At 42.3% G+C, this 22,217-nt stretch carries 21 protein-coding genes; 7 read left to right on the forward strand and 14 right to left on the reverse strand.

What is annotated here, in order from left to right:
• Positions 1-115 precede the first annotated feature (115 nt).
• From TAO_RS06925 to TAO_RS06940, 4 genes are all read left to right on the forward strand, one after another.
• A complete protein-coding gene (locus tag TAO_RS06925) occupies positions 116-1,789 on the forward strand; it encodes a site-specific DNA-methyltransferase (protein ID WP_096527224.1) in 1,674 nt (557 codons plus the stop codon).
• A complete protein-coding gene (locus TAO_RS06930; protein ID WP_096527225.1) occupies positions 1,776-4,619 on the forward strand; it encodes a DEAD/DEAH box helicase family protein in 2,844 nt (947 codons plus the stop codon). The genes TAO_RS06925 and TAO_RS06930 overlap by 14 nt, the downstream gene beginning before the upstream one ends.
• A gap of 132 nt (positions 4,620-4,751) precedes the next feature.
• Positions 4,752-5,960, forward strand: a complete 1,209-nt coding sequence (locus TAO_RS06935) for an acetate/propionate family kinase (RefSeq protein WP_096527226.1) — start codon at positions 4,752-4,754, stop codon at positions 5,958-5,960.
• An 80-nt stretch (positions 5,961-6,040) separates the two neighbouring features.
• Positions 6,041-8,410 (forward strand): phosphoketolase family protein, encoded by a 2,370-nt coding sequence (locus TAO_RS06940; RefSeq protein WP_096527227.1) that lies wholly within the window; start codon positions 6,041-6,043, stop codon positions 8,408-8,410.
• 9 nt (positions 8,411-8,419) lie between these two features.
• Here the strand turns inward: TAO_RS06940 and TAO_RS10120 are convergent, their stop codons facing one another.
• The 6 genes from TAO_RS10120 to TAO_RS06970 form a co-directional block, all read right to left on the reverse strand.
• Positions 8,420-8,662: a DUF3644 domain-containing protein gene (locus TAO_RS10120; RefSeq protein ID WP_331712985.1), complete on the reverse strand. Its 243-nt coding sequence runs from the start codon at positions 8,660-8,662 to the stop codon at positions 8,420-8,422.
• 74 nt (positions 8,663-8,736) lie between these two features.
• Positions 8,737-9,354 carry an inorganic pyrophosphatase gene (locus TAO_RS06950; protein ID WP_096527228.1) on the reverse strand — a complete coding sequence of 206 codons (618 nt, stop codon included), beginning with the start codon at positions 9,352-9,354 and terminating at the stop codon, positions 8,737-8,739.
• 158 nt (positions 9,355-9,512) lie between these two features.
• Positions 9,513-10,739, reverse strand: coding sequence for a hypothetical protein (locus TAO_RS06955; protein WP_096527229.1), 1,227 nt, complete (start codon positions 10,737-10,739; stop codon positions 9,513-9,515).
• A gap of 375 nt (positions 10,740-11,114) precedes the next feature.
• Positions 11,115-11,681 (reverse strand): methyltransferase family protein, encoded by a 567-nt coding sequence (locus TAO_RS06960; protein WP_096527230.1) that lies wholly within the window; start codon positions 11,679-11,681, stop codon positions 11,115-11,117.
• Between the two features lie 194 nt (positions 11,682-11,875).
• Positions 11,876-12,388, reverse strand: coding sequence for a DUF1269 domain-containing protein (locus tag TAO_RS06965; protein ID WP_096527231.1), 513 nt, complete (start codon positions 12,386-12,388; stop codon positions 11,876-11,878).
• A 120-nt stretch (positions 12,389-12,508) separates the two neighbouring features.
• Positions 12,509-13,222: an LOG family protein gene (locus TAO_RS06970; RefSeq protein WP_096527232.1), complete on the reverse strand. Its 714-nt coding sequence runs from the start codon at positions 13,220-13,222 to the stop codon at positions 12,509-12,511.
• A gap of 294 nt (positions 13,223-13,516) precedes the next feature.
• Between TAO_RS06970 and TAO_RS06975 the strand changes: the two genes are divergently transcribed.
• On the forward strand, positions 13,517-13,957 hold the full coding sequence (locus TAO_RS06975; protein ID WP_096527233.1) for a methyltransferase family protein: 441 nt from the start codon (positions 13,517-13,519) through the stop codon (positions 13,955-13,957).
• Positions 13,958-14,002: 45 nt separating this feature from the next.
• Here the strand turns inward: TAO_RS06975 and TAO_RS06980 are convergent, their stop codons facing one another.
• On the reverse strand, positions 14,003-14,989 hold the full coding sequence (locus TAO_RS06980) for a glutathione S-transferase family protein (protein ID WP_096527234.1): 987 nt from the start codon (positions 14,987-14,989) through the stop codon (positions 14,003-14,005).
• Positions 14,990-15,083: 94 nt separating this feature from the next.
• Between TAO_RS06980 and TAO_RS06985 the strand changes: the two genes are divergently transcribed.
• Positions 15,084-15,461, forward strand: a complete 378-nt coding sequence (locus TAO_RS06985; RefSeq protein WP_096527235.1) for a thiol-disulfide oxidoreductase DCC family protein — start codon at positions 15,084-15,086, stop codon at positions 15,459-15,461.
• Between the two features lie 70 nt (positions 15,462-15,531).
• Here the strand turns inward: TAO_RS06985 and TAO_RS06990 are convergent, their stop codons facing one another.
• The 4 genes from TAO_RS06990 to TAO_RS07005 all read right to left on the reverse strand — a co-directional run bounded on the left by TAO_RS06990 (position 15,532) and on the right by TAO_RS07005 (position 17,737).
• On the reverse strand, positions 15,532-16,344 hold the full coding sequence (locus TAO_RS06990) for a sulfite exporter TauE/SafE family protein (RefSeq protein ID WP_096527236.1): 813 nt from the start codon (positions 16,342-16,344) through the stop codon (positions 15,532-15,534).
• A gap of 96 nt (positions 16,345-16,440) precedes the next feature.
• Entirely contained in the window at positions 16,441-16,734 is a 294-nt protein-coding gene (locus TAO_RS06995; protein WP_231910617.1) for an ArsR/SmtB family transcription factor, read from the reverse strand.
• A gap of 87 nt (positions 16,735-16,821) precedes the next feature.
• Positions 16,822-17,274: a DUF6691 family protein gene (locus TAO_RS07000; RefSeq protein WP_096527238.1), complete on the reverse strand. Its 453-nt coding sequence runs from the start codon at positions 17,272-17,274 to the stop codon at positions 16,822-16,824.
• 34 nt (positions 17,275-17,308) lie between these two features.
• A complete protein-coding gene (locus TAO_RS07005; protein WP_096527239.1) occupies positions 17,309-17,737 on the reverse strand; it encodes a YeeE/YedE family protein in 429 nt (142 codons plus the stop codon).
• A gap of 97 nt (positions 17,738-17,834) precedes the next feature.
• Between TAO_RS07005 and TAO_RS07010 the strand changes: the two genes are divergently transcribed.
• Positions 17,835-18,698, forward strand: a complete 864-nt coding sequence (locus TAO_RS07010) for an MBL fold metallo-hydrolase (protein WP_096527240.1) — start codon at positions 17,835-17,837, stop codon at positions 18,696-18,698.
• Between the two features lie 80 nt (positions 18,699-18,778).
• Here the strand turns inward: TAO_RS07010 and TAO_RS07015 are convergent, their stop codons facing one another.
• The 3 genes from TAO_RS07015 to htpG form a co-directional block, all read right to left on the reverse strand.
• Positions 18,779-19,417, reverse strand: a complete 639-nt coding sequence (locus TAO_RS07015; RefSeq protein WP_096527241.1) for an MBL fold metallo-hydrolase — start codon at positions 19,415-19,417, stop codon at positions 18,779-18,781.
• 20 nt (positions 19,418-19,437) lie between these two features.
• Complete coding sequence (locus tag TAO_RS07020; RefSeq protein ID WP_096527242.1) at positions 19,438-20,073, reverse strand: tetratricopeptide repeat protein; 636 nt, start codon at positions 20,071-20,073, stop codon at positions 19,438-19,440.
• A 182-nt stretch (positions 20,074-20,255) separates the two neighbouring features.
• Positions 20,256-22,157 carry a molecular chaperone HtpG gene (gene htpG / locus TAO_RS07025; protein ID WP_096527243.1) on the reverse strand — a complete coding sequence of 634 codons (1,902 nt, stop codon included), beginning with the start codon at positions 22,155-22,157 and terminating at the stop codon, positions 20,256-20,258.
• Between the last annotated feature and the right edge of the window lie 60 nt (positions 22,158-22,217).

A 22,217-nucleotide genomic window follows, 5' to 3' on the forward strand; every position in this document is an offset into this window, starting at 1 on the left:
ACTTTACCTTGATTAGGTGGCTTAATTCTCTATTTTCATCCTAGACACGCTGCCTAAATAAAATCAAAAGCTAGCCGATATTACGAGCTAATAAAAAAAGAAAAAGGTAAATGGCATGGCAGAAAACCCACTTAAAAAAGGCAGATACACCCAATATAGCAACAAAATCGGGCTATTTAGCAACGATAAGCGTAGTTTCCTTAAAAACGATACTGAAGTGATCCTCAACTTCCCGTTCAAAGATACCGTACTAGAAGCGGGTATGAGCAAGGAAGATCAAGGACGTGAAGAACGCTTCCTGCATCTTACAATGGACAAAAAAGATATTGATACCCTTGAAGAACCCAAAGTACTGACTAATTTTCGCTCTATCGATAAAGACGGTGAAACACTGCTTACCGCAAGCAGCGATATTAAATTTTTTGATGAGAATGGTGACTTAACGCAAAATCTTCTGATTAAGGGCAATAACCTGCTGTCATTGTACACCTTACGAGAACGGCTAGCAGGCAAAATAAAGCTTATCTACATCGATCCGCCCTATAACACGGGTAATGACAGTTTCAAATATAACGATAAGTTCAACCACGCTGCTTGGCTGACCTTTATGAAGAACCGTCTTGAAGTTGCTAGGGACTTATTGAGTGATGAGGGTAGTATTTGGGTTAGTTGTGATGACACTGAACAAGCATATCTGAAAGTTTTGATGGATGAGGTATTTGGACGAGATAATTTCGTAAATAATATTATTTGGGAAAAGAAGTTCTCACCGTCAAATGACGCACGATACTTTTCTGATAATCACGACTTTGTTATTTGCTACGCAAAAAATAAATCTGTTTGGAAACCGAATTTATTGCCACGTTCAGAAGAAGCTAATGCGAGATATTCTAATCCGGATAATGACCCCCGTGGACCATGGCAATCTGGCGATATGACTGTAAAAACATATAGTGCAGATTACGATTATCCAATTAAAATGCCTAATGGGACGACAGCAAAGCCTCCAGCAGGTCGCTGCTGGAGGCTTTCCAAAAAATTTTTTTTGGAAAGACTCACTGATAATAGAATCTATATGGGCGGGAATGTGCCACGTATTAAGCGTTTTTTATCAGAAGTTAAAGATGGGATGGTTCCACTTACTATTTGGAAATATACAGAAGTTGGTCACAATCAAACTGCTTCACAAGATATTAAAAATTTATTTGATGGGGAAGCCAAATTTGACACACCAAAACCAGAGTCGTTATTACAAAGAATTGTTCATATAGGCTCAAAAGAAGGCGATATTGTTTTAGATTTTTGCCTAGGCTCAGGTACTACATCAGCCGTTGCCCATAAAATGAACCGCCGTTGGGTTGGTATTGAGCAGATGGATTATATCGAAACAATTGCTAAAGAACGGCTCAAAAAGGTCATTGCCGGTGAACAAGGTGGCGTTAGTAAAGCGGTTGGCTGGGCTGGTGGCGGTTCGTTTGTTTATTTTGAGCTGAAGAAATATAACCAAGAATATATTGACCGTATTACCAAAGCTACCAGCGTGAAAGAGCTTAAAGGTATTCGTGCTGACATGCTGAGTAATGCTTTCTTGCAGTTTTGGTTTGATCGTATTGAGTTTGAGAAAGATGAAACCTCCCGATCAGCACTTTTAGAGGAATTTAAAGAGAAGCTGATCTCTATACTCGACGAAAACCAACTCTATCTAAACTATGCCGATATGAACGACACACGGCATAAGGTAACGGCTGATGAAAAAGCGTTGACGGATAGATTTTATGGCAAAGACTAAAATCCAAGTCAGCGCCACACTTGATGATTTTCTATGCAAGCAGATAGCAGCCAACCCAGAGTATCAGCTATGGGCGAGAGGCTACGAAATACCCCGCTATATTACCGACAACTTACACCCGACCAAGCGACTGCGTGAATACCAAGAAAACGCCCTAAAGCATTTTATCTTCTTATACGACCGTGATCGGAGCACAGCTAAGCATTTATTGTTCAACATGGCCACGGGTACGGGTAAAACACTGGTTATGGCTTCGGTGGTGCTGTTTTTGTATGAGAAGGGTTATCGTAACTTTCTGTTTTTAGTTCATCAACTCCAAATTCAAGCCCAAGCCATCAAAAACTTTACTGACTATAAATTTGAAAAATACCTATTCAATCCCAAGGGTATCAAAATCAACGGGCGTAATATTGCCGTAAAACAAGTCGGTAACGTTGAAGAAGCTGATAGCAACGCGATTAACTTTATGTTTTTTAGCACTGCCCTGCTCTATGCTCGCTTAAAAGAAGATCATGAAAACGCGCTGACGGCAGAAATGTTTAAGCACCATCATACGGTGATTATCGCTGATGAAGCCCATCGCTTGAATGTAGATACCCGCAGCAAAAACAAAACCGACTGTGAAGAAGCCCGTAACTGGGAAACCGCCGTGATATCAACAGTAAACGCTCATAAAGAAAATATGTTATTAGAGTTTACCGCTACCGTTGATCTAGCCAATCAAGCCATACACGCTAAATATAAAAATAAGCTGATTTATCGCTATGATTTTTTAGCATTCAACAAAGACGGCTACAGTAAAGACATTAAATTTTTATACAACCATGAGACTCACATTGAAAACCAAAAACGCTTACTTATCGTCAATGCCGTGGCGTTGAGTGAATATCGGCGCTTATTTGCCGAACGAGTGATGGGGATTTCCATTCGCCCTATTGTACTCATCAAATCCGTCAGCATTGCCCAAAGTGAAGCCGATCGTACCTTCTTTGATAACGTTATTGGCTCACTACGGCCAGAAGATTTGGATCATTTAAGAAAATTTAGCTATGGGAACACAGATCTTGAGCACAAGATTTTATCAGATATGTTCAAATGGCTTGCCGATCCCAGAAATGGATTAGCTTTAACAGGTGAGCAAGAAAATGATGGTTTGCCGACATTTACAGCAGAAATACGCGCAAGTTTTGCCCATGATAATACCCTGATCTACAACAGCCAGAAGAAGGAAAAAGCCAATTTATTACCTTTGCTGGATAGTCCCCGAAACACGATACGCACCATCTTTTCGGTCAATGCGTTAAATGAAGGCTGGGATGTACTGAATTTATATGACATTGTTCATTTCGATCTCTCTGAAAAAAAGAAAGTCTCCTTGCAAGATATTCAGTTGATTGGCCGGGGTGCGCGGTACAACCCCTATGAGTTGCCCTATTCCTACAAAAATAAGAGTAATCATGAAAAAGATATGATGAACATGTTCGCTGGTGGAAGACTCGAGTTTAATAAGTATAAGAGAAAATTTGATAATGCTCCTTACGATGAAGGGCGGGTGCTTGAAACTTTGGTCTATCACTTCGTCAAAACGGGGATGTTTCTTAATGATCTACAACGTGAGCTGTTAGGTGAAGGGATTATGAATGAGGGGATAGACAAGAAAACTATCACGATGAAGCAAAAATTCCTTGAAAGCGATACGTACCGCAAGGGTTTTGTGCTGGTCAATCATCCTATCAAGCGCACTAAAACAACTGATGAGGAAATTGATACAACGTTTAAACACACTATCAAGGCAAACTCCTATCGCTTACAGGCCAGAGGGTTGTCGGATCGGGAAGAAAATCAAATCATTGCCGGACAAAAAACACAGAAGATAATTACTATAACTGAACAATATTTCCCCCTGCCGATTATTCGCAAGGCTTTGGTATCGGCTGAAGGTCATTTTTTCCGTTTTAATAATCTTTGCGAACACATCAAGGGCATTGAAACGATAGATATCTTGATTAGTGAGTATCTACCCAAATACGAAATACAATACACCTACGAAAATGGTAAAAGTATTGATGAACTCGATCCGCACGAGAAACTACAGCTACTGGTTGGGGTTATTCTCCCTGAGATACGTAAATCCATTGATTTGAATATGCCCAAGGAAATCGGTAGCAAAAAATTTCGACCCGTATCCTTATCTCAGGTATTTGAGAAAGAAAAGAATATCTACCTGATGTCCTTCCCAACCCATGATCACACGGGCGAGAAAACCTTTGTTAGTAGCGATGAACGCGCAAAAGCACAATCGGATCATGACAACGCCGAGCTTCAATACAATATTAAACGTGCAGATTGGTATGCCTACAATGAGAATTATGGCACGAGCGAAGAAAAGCGATTCGTAAAATATATTGCCAGTCAAATTGATGAGTTACGCAGCAAATATGAAGGCGCTGAAATATACCTGATACGCAATGAATTAGATTATTGGTTATATAGTCCTCAAGATGGACGAAGGTTTAGCCCTGATTATTTGCTCATCATCAACGATATCAAAAACCATGCACTTTATTATCAAGTCATCATTGAGCCAAAAGGCGGCTATTTGCTGGATCGCGATGAATGGAAAGAAAAAGTCCTGATTAGCCTGAATAATGATAGTGAAATAGTCTTTGATGAGGAAGAAATGGATAGCAAAACCTATAAAGAATATCTTAAAGTGGCTAAAAAGAGTGGTTATAAGATTATCAAACCGATAGGAATCAAATTCTACAATGCTGATACCCAGAGCAAAGATTTTGCCTTAGATTTTCAGGCCAAGCTACTCAATAGCTAGTTATAAATAGCCCAGAATCCTCAGATAAATTTAGATTATAAGGTTTAATCAATTCTATACGTATCACTCCTTAGATAACCTCTACTTAATATTTTTCATACTCTCTAAGTTTTACAATTACAGAGATAAGCCATGGGTGCTTCAAAGCAGAATCTCATCTTAGTGCTCAACTATGGATCTTCAAGTATCAAATTCGCTCTATTTGACGCTGATGCCAATCCTCTGCCCCGCACGCCCCTGTGGAACGGCAAAGTGCAAAATATCAGCAGTTCAGACCCAATGTTTAGCGAAACTGGCACTGCACCGTACAACATTGTATTAGATTCAGAGCATCCCCATACCGCTGCCTTAGCGTTAATCCAAGCCCGCATCAGCGCTTACTTAAACGGCTGTCCTATTGCTTTCATTGCTCACCGGATCGTCCATGGTGGTAGTAAATACTTCAATCCAATGGTCGTGAATTCCAGCATCATCGCTGAGCTACGTACACTGATTCCACTAGCACCGTTACATCAAGCTTTTCCTTTAACAGCCATGAGTTTACTCCTTGAACAGCAACCCAATGCTGTTCAAGTCGCTTGCTTCGACACGGCTTTTCATCATACTTTGCCGAAAGTAGAACAGATCTTTCCACTACCCTATTCAGCTTGGGAGCGTGGCTTACGCCGCTATGGCTTCCACGGCCTTTCTTATAACTACATTAGCCACGTCCTACCGGAACGTCATGGCAATCTTGCCCACAGTCGAGTGATTGTTGCTCATCTAGGAAACGGAGCCAGCCTGTGTGCGATGAATAACCGGCAAAGCATCGCTACTACAATGGGTTTTTCAACGCTTGATGGGTTGATGATGGGCACTCGTAGCGGCGGACTTGATCCGGGTGTGATGATTTATTTGATGGAAACTGAAAAACTCACGCTAAAAGAAATAGAACACATTTTATACTATGAATCCGGTCTACTGGGTGTATCCGGAATCTCTGCTGAACCTCAAATAATCGTGCAACATGAAAACGACCCTAGTGAGCAAGGTGAACGCGCACGCCTAGCATTAGCGTTATACATACGCCGTATTGTGCGTGAGATTGGCGCACTTACCGCCGTGCTGGGCGGCCTAGATTTATTGGTATTCACTGCAGGCATCGGTGAGCATAATGCTTTTGTACGTGAACGTATCTGCCGTGAACTAGTTTGGCTTGGTGTTAAATTTGATCTCAATGCTAATGCCAATAATACAGCGATTATTTCTACTCCTAGCAGTCAGGTGCGAGTTGCGGTGGAGCCTACTAACGAGGAATGGATCATTGCCCATCACACTCAGGAACTGATGGCTATCTCATAAGATTATTGCAGTACTAAAGACTGCAATAGCTGCTACAATTTTTATAATAATTCCTAATACTCATAGATAACGAGAGCGCCATGATCACAACCTCCACTTACCATCAACGCTGGATTTCAGGCCATGGTCCTATTACTCACCGAGCTGAAACAATCGAGCGTATCGAAAAATTGATTACTCGGCTGGTGACTGAAGGCCGTATTGCTAATACAGATGTCGCCTATACACTACTTGCTGCTGCTGATCGCTTAAGCTGTGTAGCCATGAATGTGGTCGCCCATATGACTTATGCACGCCGCATCAATCTATCTGGCGCACCTCTTACTGCTGAAGATTTTAAGCTAACGCCTGAAGGCCATACTGGCGGCTCGCTTAACATGGTACCCGCGTTTGTCGGCTATCTGTTAGCCAACGCGCTAACTGGGATCACACGCGGCTGGATTATGGGCCAAGGTCACTGCGTAGCTGCAATTGAAGCTGTTAATGCACTCACGGGCGATGTATCGCCTGCACAACGGGGTCGTTATGATCGAAGCGAGGAGGGACTCTCGCGCCTATGCACAGATTTTTATTCCTATGCTATGGATGCTGAGGGTCACCCCGCCGTGCCACTGGGCAGTCATGCCGGCCCAAATACTGCGGGCGCCGTATCAGAAGGCGGGTATCTGGGCTTTGCAGAGCTACAATACATTCATATGCCTTTACCAAGAGAGTCGCTAGTTGCTTTCCTGAGCGATGGTGCTTTCGAGGAACAGCGCGGCCCAGACTGGGCACCCCGCTGGTGGCGCGCTCAAGACAGTGGCTTTGCTATACCCATTATGATTCTTAATGGCCGCCGTATTGAGCAACGTACTCAGATTGTGCAAGAGGGCGGTGTTGATTGGCTAGCGAAAGATGTACGCCATAACGGCTTTTCACCCTTCATTATAGATGGTCGCGATCCAGCCGCTATCGCTTGGGCAATCATCGAATCAGAAGATGTGCTGCGTTACTTTGCTGCTGATCCGAATCGACGTTATCCTGCTCCTCTACCGTACGTAATTGCTGAAACTGAGAAAGGCTTTGGATTCCCCGGCGCTGGAACTAATGCCGCGCACAACCTACCGCTAGGAGGTAACCCCAGCACTGATTCCACTGCTCGTAAACTATTCAACCAAGGCGCTACTGCCCTGTTTGTACCACCGGCTGAATTAGATGAAGCGCTAACTGCCATCGCCACTCACGACATCCAGCAACGCCCACTAGAAAGCCAACACCCAATGGCCCACCGCCATCCTGCTACATTAAACCTACCGCAGCCGGACTGGGAAACGCCTGACAGTATGGGTAACGCTATGAACGCGTTGGATCAATGGTTCATGGCACTTGCTCAATCCAATCCTCAGCTCCGCATTCGGATTGGCAACCCAGATGAGCTAGCTAGCAACAAGATGAATGGTACACTCAAATTGCTCAAGCACCGTGTTAATGATCCTGAACCCGGAGTATTCGAAGATCAGCATGGTGCCGTCATTACTGCGCTGAATGAGGAAGCCGTTGCCGCCGCTGCACTTGGTAATAAGGGTGGCTTAAATCTGATCGTTAGCTATGAAGCGTTTGCCATGAAGATGCTGGGTTTAATGCGACAAGAGATTATTTTTGCCCGTCATCAGCGCTTAGTTAATCGACCTGCAAGCTGGTTATCAGTACCTCTAATCGTCACCTCCCACACTTGGGAAAACAGCAAGAATGAGCAATCACACCAAGACCCAAGTATTGGGGAAGCCCTATTAGGGGAAATGTCCGATACCTCTCGTGTACTATTCCCAGTGGACAGTAATACCGCCGTTGCTGCTCTATATGATGTCTATTCAAAGCGTGGCCAATTAGCTTGCATGATTGTCTCTAAACGGGATATTGAAAATCGCTTCAATGCTGATGCCGTGCATAAGCTGGTACGTGATGGATCTGCACACGCAATTGGCGATCCGGCTAATGCTGACGTGCAGCTCATTGCCATTGGTGCTTACCAACTGGACGAAGCAATCAAAGCCTATAAGCATCTAACCCATCTTGGCAAGCGCACCTGCGTCACCGTTATTTTAGAACCAGGCCGTCTACGTATCCCACGTGATGCTATTGAAAGGGCTTTCGTAGATGATGATGCTACTGTGCAATCCCTATTCCCTCCCGATCTGCCCCGTGTAATTCTTACCCACACAAGGCCCGAACCTATGATCGGCCTATTGCGTCGCATCGACAATGGGCCTATGAAAACCAAGACACTTGGTTATATTAGCCGAGGAGGCACTCTAGATGTAACGGGTATGCTATTTGCCAATCGCTGCACTTGGGCGCACGCAGTAGATGCTGCAGCAAAAGTAACTGGCTGGCCACGTGAATCTTTACTTAATCCAAGGCAATGCGCCGCTATCGATGGCCGTGGTGATCCCGCTGATCTGCAACTATAGTACAACCTTTTATAGGCCGCAGCTTGCCTTTCTCATCTTAATTCTTTTGTTACTTTTAGGTTTTAATGCGCGTGTAATGCTTGTCAAACACATTTGAACCCATTTTGCCTTTAGTAACAGCTCCCAAGCATTAATGGCAATTATGGAGAAAATCTCCTCGCGATACTTAAAATCTGGCTTGTTATAAATCTCAATGGCCGATAGCATCGCTGCTAGACTCTTAGCTAAAAGTTTTTGCGATCGCGATGCCATTGATGAACTAAATTAAATAAAACAGTGAAAATTCCCTCTTTATATACCCAAACTATTAGATCTTTATCAAAATATTAATCTTGGGGAAATTCAGCGAGATAATCTTTCATTGCGGCAGAAACCACTTGAAAAGCGTGCTGTGCATTGTAAATTTTTTTAACCAAAACAGGGGAAGGGTTATCGGCTACTATTTTATAGGTTGAAAAATAATGGCTTAGCCGATCTATGAGGATAGCAGGAATATCCGAAATATCCTTGGCTGTATTAAAAAAATCATCGCTTTCTAGTACAGCAATGATTTTGTCATCCACCTCTCCTTGATCGATAGTTTGTAATCCCCCTACTACCCTTGCATTTAAAATTACCTCTGATCGGTTAATAGGCCTTCCGCTCAAGACGCAAATATCTAACGGATCTTCATCCCCTCCCTCTCCCGCCTCACTACAAAGACTTGCTACCTGATCGCCACAAAGAGTGCGAGGAATAAATCCATAGGAGGCGGGAGGTAGGGAAGATCCATGTTGAGGGCGATCAACACGAAGATAACCTGTAGCCTTATCCACTTCATATTTAATTGGATCAAAAGGGCTGATCTCAATATAAGCCTGAACCCGCTCTGGAGGATAAGAGCCAACTTCCAGCCCATGCCAAGGATGGGGGCGCCACTGTGAAAAATTTCGATCAGAGGTCATATAATTAACTCCTATGTATTTTTATTATCAAAATCTATCAAAAAATAACCTAGCATAATCAATAGATGAACAGCAGATTTCCGTACTATGGCAATAATAATTCTGCCCCTTACTCGGGGAGTTTCTCCATTTGTATAACGAGAAAACTCTATCTTAGCCTAATTATCAGGGGCTATATAGGTAGGAATCCAACCACCGGGGGGTGATAAATCAAGGCCATCAGGACGAATTGAAGCTCGGCCAGATAAAAGTAAGATTTCTCCTCGATAGGCCCAAACCCGCAGATCAGCCCATAAGTGAGTACGTTCTAACCCTGCTCCTGATAACTGGTTTTTAGGTACTTTTTTCTGGGCTACATAGCCCCGATCCTCTCTTAGTAACCGACGCAGACGGGATCGCCCTACCTCAGTGCTGGCTAGTAATCCTTGAGCCGCAAAGCCTTGAGCGGGCTTAAATATAAATTCTTCTTTTTTCTGGGCGATCTTATCCAAATTATCTGAGCGTAATAGATGGGTTTCTGGAACATGGGCACTAAGCACTGCGCGCTCATCAGCTTGAATACCTAGTGTTTGATCCCAATCAGATAAAGAAAGCGGCTCTAATAAACGCTTGTTACTACGAGTAACATAAGTAAAAGGGTTAGGTGCTATATATAATTTTTTGCCTAATTCATAAGCATTCCGGATTCCAGAAAAAGCCTCTGTTTGCCATAAAAAATCAGTGGAACGATTCACGATAAAAGAAACCGGCTCTCCTCGCCAAAAGAGCTTTCCCTGTTCATAGGAAGTTTCTTCTGGTGCCCCAATTTCAGCCGACCAATCTTGCTGACGAAAAAGATCCCGTAACAGGGTTAATTCATATCGAAATTTTCCTGTTTGCAATACCTCAGAATCTTCTAATATTAAAAATATCCCCTGAGGCCAATGATCAAAAAATTCTGTAACCTCTTGTTTAATACAAGAGATTACTTTTTCACTTAATTCAGTATAGGAACAAGGGTGTTGAATATGGGCATTTTCAGATAAATTAAAAAACTGATAATAAAGATCATTGATAAGCCCACCAAAAAGCAAGCCAGAACCATTATCGTTAAATTCAATGACCTGCGGACCTCCGTTTGGCGGTAAATGAAAATCCCAAGCGCTGAAAAAACAAGTCTCGGCACGTCGATGCCTAGCAATTTCCGAAGCAGATACAGAAACAGCCTCTTGCCAACTAGGACGCGTCGTTACTCGCTCAAATACGTGAATAAATTGCTTAATTTCTGTTAGCGTTGCTTTAGAAATTACTTGATATAGCGGCACTACTGAAAATTCATTAGGAACAGTAGGCATCCCTGCTGCTTTGAGGGCAGCAAAGAATTGTTCTTCTCTAGCTAATAACATTGAAATATCTATAGTGGATAGAAAATTATCGCTTTATAAACACATTAAAAGTGCTGGCTGGGATTAAATTCAAGTTAATAAGAATCCAAGTAGTACGTCAATATTTGTGACAGCGTTGGATAAAACCGTTGTTTGTAGGCTTTCATGTTAACCTTATTTATTGGATACGCTGATAAACAATAGCGTACGCCACTGTCTATTCCTTCAACAGGATAATCATTAGAAAGCATACTATTGGGAGTAAATACTATTTCTCTCTCAGGGCAGCCTTATGAAGGTTTTCTTTAGCCCATAGCATATCAGCCTAACGCTTGAGTTAAGCGGCACCCGTAGGCCATCCGCTTGGAGGAATAGTTGGGTACGGCAGACTATTCACTAGATATATCGCCTAACGCGTTGGCGATAAATTACATACTCTGAGCCATAATGGCTTCCCATAAATTGCTCCTCCCGCATCACCTGCCGATTGAACAGCCAAACTCCCGCGACCAAGTAAAGCAGAAGTAACCAGTCTGGCGCTATAAGAATCTCCCCAAACAAGATAGCTGTGAAAGCCACGTATATAGGATTGCGACTATAGGCAAAAACCCCTGTCGTAATGAGCTTATTGGGATTGTCGGTATCAATTCCAACGCGGAAGCTGGTACCGAAGGACACTAAGCTCCAGACACACAATATGAGTGCTGCTACACAGAACACTACACCCATCCAAGCAACCCTATCAAGTAGGCTGGCATCATAGCTACCCACTGTCGGCCAACGGAAGGTAGTCGCAAAGATCCGATAGAAGTAGAATACGACAAATGGAAGAATCAGGAAGTCCGATTTGTCTGTTTTACCGAACTTCATCGCCTTTGTGCCGCTTCGCGCCATTACAAGTACGCGACCTAACACGATAGTAACCAATAACACAAGCGTAGCCGCTCCGATGTACCGTTGCATTCAATTTTCCCTTGGTACCCATTACCCATCGAGGCACAACTACCGCCTAATTCTTCATTTACTGATGATTATGTGATTGGGGTGGCGAGAATAAAATATAGAGAATTCTCGCCACCTAACACCGATATTCTATTACTCAGATCATGGGGGGAGAAAAAATGAAATTTTTCTATCCCATTTTATACTTTACTTTATCAGGGAAAAGCAGGAATTGTAGGTTCAGTCCCTTGAGATTCTATCTTAATATGATCACTTTTCATTAAATCGCTTATTATATCCACCTTATTCTTCGGAACATCTACCATCATTAGAATTTGTCCTTCCGCTATCGCCTGCTTAAATCTTGTAATTCGTGAGTTAGGCGTATCCATACCTATTATGGACGCTGCTAAACCCCCAACAAATACACCTGCAAGCGCGGCTACCAGCACTACCGTATTTATATCAAGGATAATCTCATGGCGTGAAAAATAGACAGCTACAAATCCTGTCACAGCTCCAGTAACGGCTCCAATAGCCCCACCTCTAGCAAGTGCTGGAATCAAATCCCCTGTATCTATAAACCTAGCTTCTGGAAGCCCCTCCATAGGAATTCCCTCTTTAGCTACCGCATGCATATGTCGTTCTTCCACCCGAGCAAGCAGAAGCTTATCAACCACTTTTCGGGCATTTTCAACATTAGGTATTAAAAAATAAAGCCTTCTCATGTCTACTTCCCTCCTGCTATGTCTGCGTATCAGACTTTAAGCTCTTTAGGTATAGTAGAAAAACTTCTTGGTTTCAACTCTTTTTTAAAAAATATTTTAAGCTAATAAATTATAACCAAACTACGCCTGCTGAATAATACGAATAGCCTCATCTACTGTATCGGCATGATGGATAAGATTCACATCCCTTGGGCTTATAACCCTCGCTTCTACCATCGTTTCTTGAATAAAATATTGTAGATGTCCCCAAAATTCCCCGCCCATCATAATAATGGGAAAACGTTCTAGTTTTCCGGTCTGTATTAAGGTAAGCACCTCAAAAGCCTCATCAAGAGTACCAAAACCACCAGGCATAATCACAAAAGCCGAAGAGTGTTTCACTAGCATGACCTTGCGCACGAAAAAATGCTCAAATTCAATAAATTTATCAAGGTAGGCATTGGGGCTTTGCTCATGAGGAAGTTTAATGCTACAGCCTAAACTCAAACCACCAGCTTCTTTAGCACCACGATTGGCGGCCTCCATTATCCCAGGTCCACCGCCCGTTATCACTGCATAGCCTGCTTTTGCTAATGCACTACCTAGCTCTCTAGAAAGCCGATAATAACAATGATCCGATGAAAATCGGGCAGAACCAAACACGGTAACGCAAGGGAGCTTTACATCAAAGCTCTCAAAACTCTCAAATCCCTGCAGAAACTCTAAAAAAAAGTTAACAGCGCTTTCTAAATCCAATTCACGACTCTGTCTGCCACATAAAAATGTCTTCTCTGCTCCTTCTATTTTCCCAAGAAGAGAATAGCGACGTAAGGTATTTATGGTTTCATTATTCATTTTAAGGGATACCTATTTAATTAAAAGCCTAATTTTCGCTAATACTTTGGCATCCCCATGCCGTAAAATGATGGAGATTCCCACTTCACAGAGAAGAACGCCGCCGTTAACAACCTATCATCCGCCCTTATGCTTCATGCATCATTACATTGCGCATCGTTGCTAGAGATCGTCGTAGGCTCTGCACTTCTTCATAGCAAATTAGCTTATTTGTGCGCCTTGTTTCCTCTCCCTAAAGAAGAAATTTTACGATACATTAGATAAACACTAATATCCATTGGAGATTACTGGTTAATGAGTAATAAAACACTAGGCTATGTATTAGTAGTCTTACAGATTTTAGGAATTATTTTATGCAGCCTTCCTTTTAATAACACCAAGGCATTTACATGGGGGTTATTTTTATTTGCTATGGGTATAGGTGCCGGTTTAGTTACGATTTACTTTAATCATCCCAGTAATTTTAGCATCTATCCTGAACCAAAAAATAATGCCACCCTTATTACCCGTGGCCCTTATAAGTACATTCGCCACCCCATGTATACCAGCCTATTTATAACAATGCTGGGTATTACTATCTATAATTTTCATTACCTAAATTTCATTGGCTTGATAACCCTAACTATGGTCTTAATCATTAAAGCTAATGTTGAAGAGTCTTCGCTAAAGAAGCATTTTCCCACTTATGTTGGCTATATGGCTAAGACTAAAAGATTTATTCCCTTTATTTTCTAGCGACCTCGCTGAAAGCATGAATAACAAAGCTCTGATAGCATTATTTTATGGCAAAGGCTTCGCGATGCGGTTGGATAGCTGAAGCAGATCCAAAATAGGGCCTGTCGGGACAATCCCATTAGGATTGATGCTATGATGACTGCGATAATAATGCTGCTTTATATGGTCAAAATTGATCGTCTTAGCCACCTCTGGCCATTGGTAAAGTTCCTGAGTATAAGCCCATAGATTCTTGTAATCTGCAAGACGCTTCAAGTTACACTTAAAATGGCCATAGTAAACAGAATCGAAGCGAATCAAGGTAGTAAATAAGCGCCAATCAGATTCGGTAATTCGATTACCCAATAAATAAGGCTGCTGCCCAAGTTTAACTTCTAAATTATCAAGATATGAAAACAATTTACTGACCTCTTGCTCATATACCGCTTGGGAAGTGGCAAAACCTGTCTTATAAACCCCGTTATTGATTGCATCGTAAATTTCAGCATTAATAGTATCAATCTGAGGCAATAACGATCTAGGCGCATAATCTCCCTCTTTGGCACCCAAGGTGTTAAAGGCCGAATTAAACATACGGATAATCTCAGCTGACTCATTGTTTACAATCATACTGCGATCCAAATCCCATAACACAGGCACCGTCACGCGCCCACTATAAGCGGGCTGAGCCCGTAGGTAGACCTCATATAAATAATTTGCTTGGCTTACGGGATCGGCAACTACATTCGGCCAAGACTCAAAGGTCCAGCCATGCTCCCCCATATAAGGATTAACAACGGATACACTGATAATGTCTTCCAGACCTTTTAGCGCCCGAAAAATTAATGCCCGGTTAGCCCATGGGCAGGCCAGAGATACATAAAGGTGATAACGTCCAGCTTCGGATTTAAATCCGGCCTCACCACTTGGGCCAACATTCCCATCTGGTGTGATCCAGTTACGGAATTGCGCCTCACTGCGAATAAAGCGCCCGCCTGTACTGGCTGTGTCATACCACTGATTGTGCCATTCTCCATCTATCAACAGTCCCATAATGATTTTTTCCCATTCATACTCATACTCATACTCATACTCATACTCATACTAGAATTAAGATACTTTAATTATATGTTAGGAGAATAGCATCATGGAAGCCAATGACAAAAAACCCATCAAAGTCTACTACAACAGCGCCTGCCCCCTATGTCGCGCTGGGATAAATCGCCAAAAAACTAAAATGGCTGACTGCCAAGTGGACTGGAATGATGTCCATACCCAAACCGGTATTCATCGTGAAGTCTCGCCTGATCTGGAATTTGTGCGCAAAAAAATTCATGCTATTAATGAAAAGGGGGAGATAAAAATAGGTATTGAGGCTTTTGAAGTTATTTGGAAAAACTCACCTAATGAACGCTGGAAAGCTAAATTAATATCCCTTCCAGGGATAAAGCCAATGTTAATTTTACTGTATGATATTTTTGCAGGGCTTTTATATAAATGGAATCGATGGAAGCGCCATTGGTGATCGTTTAAACATTTTTTCACTTTAATAGAATGATTGCAGAATCAACCTTATTTGAGCGAAATATCTAACCTTAAATAAAATAAACCGCCTTAGTGAACATAATAAGCGCAATTCCCCAAGCTAAAATTGCAAAACTGCGCTGTAGTCTGGTTTCATCAAAGTGATATGCATATCGTCGGCCGATCAATGTGCCGGTTACTGTTCCAGTACTAAAAGGTAAGGCAAGCGACCAATTCATATACCCCATAGAAGTTGCTGAAATAACACCAATAGTAGAAATGAGTGCCGTGATGGCCAGTGAGGTAGCTATTACCGCTTGGATGGGTAGATCAGATACTTTTCTAAGTGCAGGAATTGTAATAAATCCGCCGCCCACGCCAAGTAGCCCAGATAAAAATCCAGTTATTATTCCTGAAAATATCAATCCTCTAGCACATGGGATCGTCCATATCAGGTGGCCACTTTCCAAGCTAAAATGACAAGGAGGGCAAAAATCTTTACTCAACGGCGCGGCTAAATAACTGCTTCGGTGGTACATGTACCAAGCGGCAATAACCAATACGCCCGAAAATAATGCCATTAATAAGGGATCAGGCAACCGGTGAGCCACCCAGATTCCGGTAGGAGTCAGCAATATACTAATGATTGTAATAAGGCCAGCCGCTCGATAACGAACAATGCCTTGTCTCAGAGCCGTAGATACGGCAACGGATGCAGAGATAGCGATTGAAAATAGAGCTACTGGGCCAGCTTCTGCAACTGTTATATGCAAGCTAAAGATCAATAAAGGGATAGCAATAATAGACCCTCCAGCACCCGTCAATCCTAGAATAAAGCCCGCTATAATTCCTGGAAAAAAACTAAGTAGTTGCTGAATTTCCATAATCCACTTCTTTTCCCTCATGGAATCCGTTGATTATTCGCGCCCTTTTAATATAGCTAAAAGATTAATCTACCCAAATAGCATTCATAAGCACTTTTAACTATCTCGACAATACAGCTCAAACAAAGTATGAATAACTTGTAACGCTTCTGGACTGGCAATACTGTAATAAATATATTTTCCCTGACGCTCGGTTGATACGAATTTTTCCTCCCGCAGCACTGTTAGCTGTTGTGATAGGGTTGGCTGTCGGATACTAAGCAACCGCTCCAGTTCGCCAACGCTGCTCCTTCCTTGAATAAGCTGACATAAAATCAATAACCGATCTTCATTGGCCAAAATTTTCAGCATGGCGCAGGCTCTAGCAGCAGAGACCTTTTTTTTCATCATGACTGACACATTCGAGCGCACGGATGCATTTATCATTTCCTGCTGATATATCAAACCAATTTCATCTCTATCCTGTAATTTATACGGTCAGTGATCCACATTTGCGTTTAGGTTTTTCCTGGCAAAACGACACCTTTCCAGCCAATCAAAAATCAGCATACCCAACAACATGGAAACAACAAATAGGATTGCTCCGAAATATCCTGATGCCGCCAGAATCAATCCAGGCCCAGGACAAATACCCGCTATTCCCCAACCTAGACCAAATAACAAACTCCCCAATATTAAACGTCTATCTAGCGCGCGAGTTTCAGGTAGCTGAATGGGAAATAGCAGCAGTGTTTGGCCATAACGCTTTGCAAATCTAAACGCAAAAAACGCAACACTTATAGCCCCTACCATAACGAGCACTAAAGAAGGATCCCATCGACCCGTAATATCTAAAAAGGCTAATACTTTTGCAGGATTGATCATCCCAGATAATATCAGCCCTATCCCAAAAATAAGCCCAGAGAATAATGCAGCCAGATAGATAAGCATATAGCCATCTCTCTAAATAGTAGTTTATGTAGTTTTAACTTAAGCTATAGCGGATAAAATAGACCGCCGCCATTCCCATCGTTATAAATAAAACAGTAGCTACTACTGAGCGCAGCGACAAGCGGGACAAACCACACACCCCGTGACCACTGGTACAGCCCGAACCATAACGAGTACCCAGCCCAACTGCTAGCCCAGCTAACACCAGTGCCCCATAATTAGTTTCAATACGCACCAGAGGTAATTCCCCAAATCCACGCCATAACCATGGAGCGAGCAATAGCCCACTGACGAAAGCAGCCCGCCACGCAAAATCGCCTTTACGTAGCTCAATTAACCCACCGACAATGCCAGAAATACCCGCAATCCGACCTGCAACGATCAGTAACAAAGCGATGGCTAGACCTATAATCATACCGCCTGTCAACGCGCTGATGGGGGTAAATGATTGCCAATCAATCATAAATTTTCCTCATTGACATCAATATTATGTTAATACAATATATATTTTTATTATATATATATTAGTATAATAAATATAAACAATAAGAGAATCGATTATGCAGCCCGAAATCCAAGCTTTTTTTGATCCCACTACCCGCACAATTAGTTACGTTGTTTATGATAAACCAAGCGGACATTGCGCCATTATTGACCCCGTACTTGATTACGATCCTAAGTCAGGTAGGACAAAAAATCTTTCTGCTGATGTTCTGATTCGATTTATCAAATCAAAAAATCTGACTGTTGACTGGATACTGGAAACTCACGCTCACGCTGATCACCTCTCTTCCATGCATTACCTTAAATCAACGCTGGGTGGAAAAACGGCAATTGGTAGCCGCATTCCCATCGTTCAGCAGGTTTTCAAGCAATTATTCAATCTAGGTGCGGATTTCCAACCTGATGGATCTCAATTTGATCACTTATTTGATGACGGTGATACCTTTGAAGTAGGACAACTACAAGGAAAGGCAATATTTGTTCCTGGCCATACACCAGCCGATCTTGCTTATCAATTCGCTGATACAATTTTTATCGGTGACACCACGTTTATGCCGGATGTAGGGACAGCTCGCGCTGATTTCCCCGGCGGAAATGCCCAGCAGCTCTATCGTTCCATTCGCAAGCTGCTGGACAATCATCCTGCGGAAACTCGTCTATTTATGTGCCATGACTATCCACCCAACAATCGCCCAGTTCAATGGGAAAGCACCGTTGCTGACGAGCGCACATACAATATCCATGTGCACGATGGAATTAGCGAGGATGAATTTGTAGCGACGCGTACCGCTCGCGATGCTACCCTTGAGGCTCCGGTACTTATTCTGCCCTCAATACAGCTTAATGTGCGTGCTGGGCAGATGCCTCCTCCAGAAAACAATGGCACTGCCTATTTTAAAGTCCCGATCAATATGCTTTAGGCCAGCTTTGAATGTCGCTCTGTTTAGGGTATGCAATACAATTGACTGGGAAATTTTCTTAGAATAGTCGGCAGTGATTCCTAGATATTTTTTCCCACAAATGGATTAGATCTTTGCTCTTCTTCAAAAGTAGACATAGACCCATGACCCGGAATAAATTGAACTTCATCACCTAGGGGAAATAGGCGCTCACGAATGGATTGTACAAGCGTATCATAATCACCACGAGGAAAATCGGTGCGACCAATCGCACCCTTAAATAGTACATCTCCCACTAACGCTAAACTACTATCAGGATGAAAAAAGACCACATGGCCAGGGGTATGGCCTGGGCAGTGATAGACATCAAGAATCACATGGCCAAACGAAACAGTACTACCTTGCTCTAACCACCGATCAGGCGTAAAGGATTCAGCCGGAGGAAAGCTAAACATTTCACTCTGAAATGGGAGTAAATCGAGCCAAAATTTATCCTCTATTTGTGGTCCCTCAATAGGTACACCTAGTTGGCGAGCGAGCTTATAGGCACCCCCTGCATGATCAATATGTCCATGGGTTAGTAAAACCTTTTCTATCTGTATCCCATTAGACTCAACTTTGCTTAAAATTTTCCCTACATCACCTCCTGGATCTACGACCGCTGCCCTACCAGTTTCTTCGCAGATTAAGAGCGTGCAATTTTGCATAAATTTAGTGACTGGTAGGATCTCAAATTTCATATACGGCCTATTAAAGCGTACTAATACCCGCCTTCATTTAGCTCGCGGTAACGATCACAGCCAATCTGATACCCATTATCGCAAGCCTTTCCGAACCACTCTTTAGCTTCCCTATAGCTCTGACGAACACCTTGACCTTGAGCGTATGAGGCTCCAAGCATAAGTTGAGCCTTTGGGTTTCCGCTGGCAGCCGCCTTTTTAAACCACTCCCAAGCTTTCCCATAATCTTGGCGAACACCCTTGCCTTCCTCATACAGTATCCCCAGAGCAAGCTGAGCATCCGAATTCCCATTGCTGGCGGCTTTTTCAAACCATTCCCTGGCTCTCACATAGTCTTGGAGAACGTGCTTACCTTCTCCATACAACATTCCAAGAGCAAATTGGGCATGAGCATTTCCTCGCACTGCAGCTTTTTTAAAGGATTTCAGGGATTTTTCAAGCCATTTTTGAGCTTTATCAAAATCCTGCCGAACACCTACGCCATTGGCATATAATGCTCCAAGCGCAAACTGGGAGTCTGCATCTCCTTTATGGGCTTTTTTAATAATTTGATCAATCGCCTCTTTATTGGATACTAGTCCTTGAGCAAAGCTTGGTACACCAAACCCTATACCAAGCACCATGACTATTATTAAAACCCTTAATCTTAAGCCCATTATTCTTTCCTTAGTTATATTGAACCTAGGTTTATATCACCAGTTTTAGAAATTTATTTAAAACTTTACTTCCCTACTGAGTTTGAAATAATTAACCTTACTATTGCCAACATTGCTTTAAAGAAACAGCTAAATAAGCAGTAATATAAATACCACTACTATCGTAAATAAAAGTAGCCTATTTAGTGAGTAGTTGCCAATATCAGCCGGTTTAGTCGCTTAACAAAAGCCACCGGCTCTTCTAGACGCCCTCCTTCAGTAATTAGCGCCTGATCAAATAAAAGATGGGTCCAATCATTAAAACACTCTTCCTCTACTTCTTTATTAAGGCGAACAACGATAGGATGAACAGGATTTAATTCCAATGTGGGCTGAACATGGGGAGCTTCTTGTCCGGCCTCTTTCAGCAATCGCCCTAGATAACCGCTCATATCATGCTCACCTACTACCAAACAGGCTGGAGAATCGGTAAGCCGATGAGTGATTCGTACTTCTTTAACTTTATCTCCAAGGCTTTTCTTAACTCTTTCCGTTAATTCTTTAAAATTTTCTTCAACTTCTTTTTGTTGCTGTTTTTCCTGCTCATCTTCCAAATCACCCAAATCAAGCTCACCTTTAGTGATCGACTGTAATAACTTATCTTCAAACTTAGAAAATGAAGCCACTAGCCACTCATCTACCCGGTCTGAAAGCAGTAAAACCTCAACCCCTTTCTTACGAAATACTTCTAAATGCGGGCTGCTCTTAGCTGCAAGAAAACTGTCTGCGGTAATATAATAAATTTTATCCTGCCCAGCTTTCATCCGTGATACATAATCCGCTAGGGAAACGGTTTGCGCTTCAGTGTCACTATAAGTAGAAGCAAAACGCAATAATTTTGCAATTTGCGCCTGATTAACATGATCCTCGCCAGGACCCTCTTTTATCACCCGCCCAAACTCCTTCCAAAAAGTTTGATATTTTTGAGAATCGTCTTTAGCCAGATCCTCTAATAGCCCTAAAACTTTTTTAGTTGATCCCGCTCGGATGGTATCGATGATCTTATTGTTTTGTAAAATTTCCCGAGAAATATTCAAGGGCAAATCACTAGAATCTACCACCCCTTTTACAAAGCGCAGATAACGAGGCATCAATTGCTCAGCATTGTCCATAATAAATGTCCGCTGTACATAGAGCTTAATCCCGTGGGTATGATCTCGCTCCCAAAGATCAAATGGAGCACGAACGGGAATAAAAAATAAAGAAGTGTACTCTAATTTCCCTTCAACCCGGTTATGAATCCAAGCGAACGGATCATCGAAATCATGAGAAACGTGTTTATAGAATGCCTGATACTCTTCATCAGTAATCTCATTTTTAGGTAACGTCCAAAGGGCAGTGGCTTTGTTTACTTGTTCCCACTCTTCACCGCTTTCCTCCGTTTTATCGTCGCTATCTTCCTTTTTCATCTCAATGGGTAAGTTAATATGATCCGAGTACTGAGTAACAATGTGGCGTAAACGCCAACCATTTAAAAACTCATCTTCCCCTTCGCGTAAGTGCAAGATGATGGTCGTTCCACGGGATTTTTTCTCTAGATTCTCAATGGTATAATCCCCTTCACCCTTAGACTCCCAACGTACTCCATGCTCTGAGCCTAACCCAGCTCGGCGAGTCTCCAAAATGACCTTATCAGCGACAATAAAAGCAGAGTAAAAACCAACGCCAAACTGACCAATCAAGTGCATATCTTTAGTTTGGTCACCGGAGAGATTTTGCAAAAAAGACTGGGTGCCTGATTTGGCAATCGTGCCAATATTATCAATTACCTCTTGGCGTTCCATACCGATACCGTTATCCGTAATAGTGATAGTACGGCTATCTTTATCATAGCTAAGGCAAATACGTAGCGCATTATCATTTTCATAGAGAGCATCATCAGTTAAGGCTTCAAAACGCAACTTATCAGCTGCATCCGCTGCATTAGAGATCAGCTCCCGCAAAAAAATCTCCTTATTACTATATAAAGAATGAATCATAAGATTCAGTAACTGCTTAATCTCAGTTTGAAAACCAAGGGTTTCCTTCTGGTTTATTGCTGTCATAATATTTTGTTCTCCTTCAATGATATAAACTAGATTGGTATTAAATAGTTTAAGATAAGG

Origin of the sequence: Candidatus Nitrosoglobus terrae (assembly GCF_002356115.1) — a bacterium.
GTDB classification, from domain to species: Bacteria; Pseudomonadota; Gammaproteobacteria; order Nitrosococcales; family Nitrosococcaceae; genus Nitrosoglobus; species Nitrosoglobus terrae.

What these genes read in the sequence shown, in the direction of transcription:
- TAO_RS10120 (WP_331712985.1), bottom strand. Translation starts at nt 8,662, where the DNA reads ATGGCATCGCGATCGCAAAAACTTTTAGCTAAGAGTCTAGCAGCGATG.
- TAO_RS07010 (WP_096527240.1), top strand. Translation starts at nt 17,835, where the DNA reads ATGCAGCCCGAAATCCAAGCTTTTTTTGATCCCACTACCCGCACAATT.
- TAO_RS06980 (WP_096527234.1), bottom strand. Translation starts at nt 14,989, where the DNA reads ATGGGACTGTTGATAGATGGAGAATGGCACAATCAGTGGTATGACACA.
- TAO_RS06990 (WP_096527236.1), bottom strand. Translation starts at nt 16,344, where the DNA reads ATGGAAATTCAGCAACTACTTAGTTTTTTTCCAGGAATTATAGCGGGC.
- TAO_RS07020 (WP_096527242.1), bottom strand. Translation starts at nt 20,073, where the DNA reads ATGGGCTTAAGATTAAGGGTTTTAATAATAGTCATGGTGCTTGGTATA.
- TAO_RS06930 (WP_096527225.1), top strand. Translation starts at nt 1,776, where the DNA reads ATGGCAAAGACTAAAATCCAAGTCAGCGCCACACTTGATGATTTTCTA.
- TAO_RS06955 (WP_096527229.1), bottom strand. Translation starts at nt 10,739, where the DNA reads ATGTTATTAGCTAGAGAAGAACAATTCTTTGCTGCCCTCAAAGCAGCA.
- htpG (WP_096527243.1), bottom strand. Translation starts at nt 22,157, where the DNA reads ATGACAGCAATAAACCAGAAGGAAACCCTTGGTTTTCAAACTGAGATT.
- TAO_RS06960 (WP_096527230.1), bottom strand. Translation starts at nt 11,681, where the DNA reads ATGCAACGGTACATCGGAGCGGCTACGCTTGTGTTATTGGTTACTATC.
- TAO_RS06950 (WP_096527228.1), bottom strand. Translation starts at nt 9,354, where the DNA reads ATGACCTCTGATCGAAATTTTTCACAGTGGCGCCCCCATCCTTGGCAT.
- TAO_RS06985 (WP_096527235.1), top strand. Translation starts at nt 15,084, where the DNA reads ATGGAAGCCAATGACAAAAAACCCATCAAAGTCTACTACAACAGCGCC.
- TAO_RS07015 (WP_096527241.1), bottom strand. Translation starts at nt 19,417, where the DNA reads ATGAAATTTGAGATCCTACCAGTCACTAAATTTATGCAAAATTGCACG.
- TAO_RS06940 (WP_096527227.1), top strand. Translation starts at nt 6,041, where the DNA reads ATGATCACAACCTCCACTTACCATCAACGCTGGATTTCAGGCCATGGT.
- TAO_RS07000 (WP_096527238.1), bottom strand. Translation starts at nt 17,274, where the DNA reads ATGCTTATCTATCTGGCTGCATTATTCTCTGGGCTTATTTTTGGGATA.
- TAO_RS06935 (WP_096527226.1), top strand. Translation starts at nt 4,752, where the DNA reads ATGGGTGCTTCAAAGCAGAATCTCATCTTAGTGCTCAACTATGGATCT.
- TAO_RS06925 (WP_096527224.1), top strand. Translation starts at nt 116, where the DNA reads ATGGCAGAAAACCCACTTAAAAAAGGCAGATACACCCAATATAGCAAC.
- TAO_RS06975 (WP_096527233.1), top strand. Translation starts at nt 13,517, where the DNA reads ATGAGTAATAAAACACTAGGCTATGTATTAGTAGTCTTACAGATTTTA.
- TAO_RS07005 (WP_096527239.1), bottom strand. Translation starts at nt 17,737, where the DNA reads ATGATTGATTGGCAATCATTTACCCCCATCAGCGCGTTGACAGGCGGT.
- TAO_RS06970 (WP_096527232.1), bottom strand. Translation starts at nt 13,222, where the DNA reads ATGAATAATGAAACCATAAATACCTTACGTCGCTATTCTCTTCTTGGG.
- TAO_RS06965 (WP_096527231.1), bottom strand. Translation starts at nt 12,388, where the DNA reads ATGAGAAGGCTTTATTTTTTAATACCTAATGTTGAAAATGCCCGAAAA.
- TAO_RS06995 (WP_231910617.1), bottom strand. Translation starts at nt 16,734, where the DNA reads ATGATGAAAAAAAAGGTCTCTGCTGCTAGAGCCTGCGCCATGCTGAAA.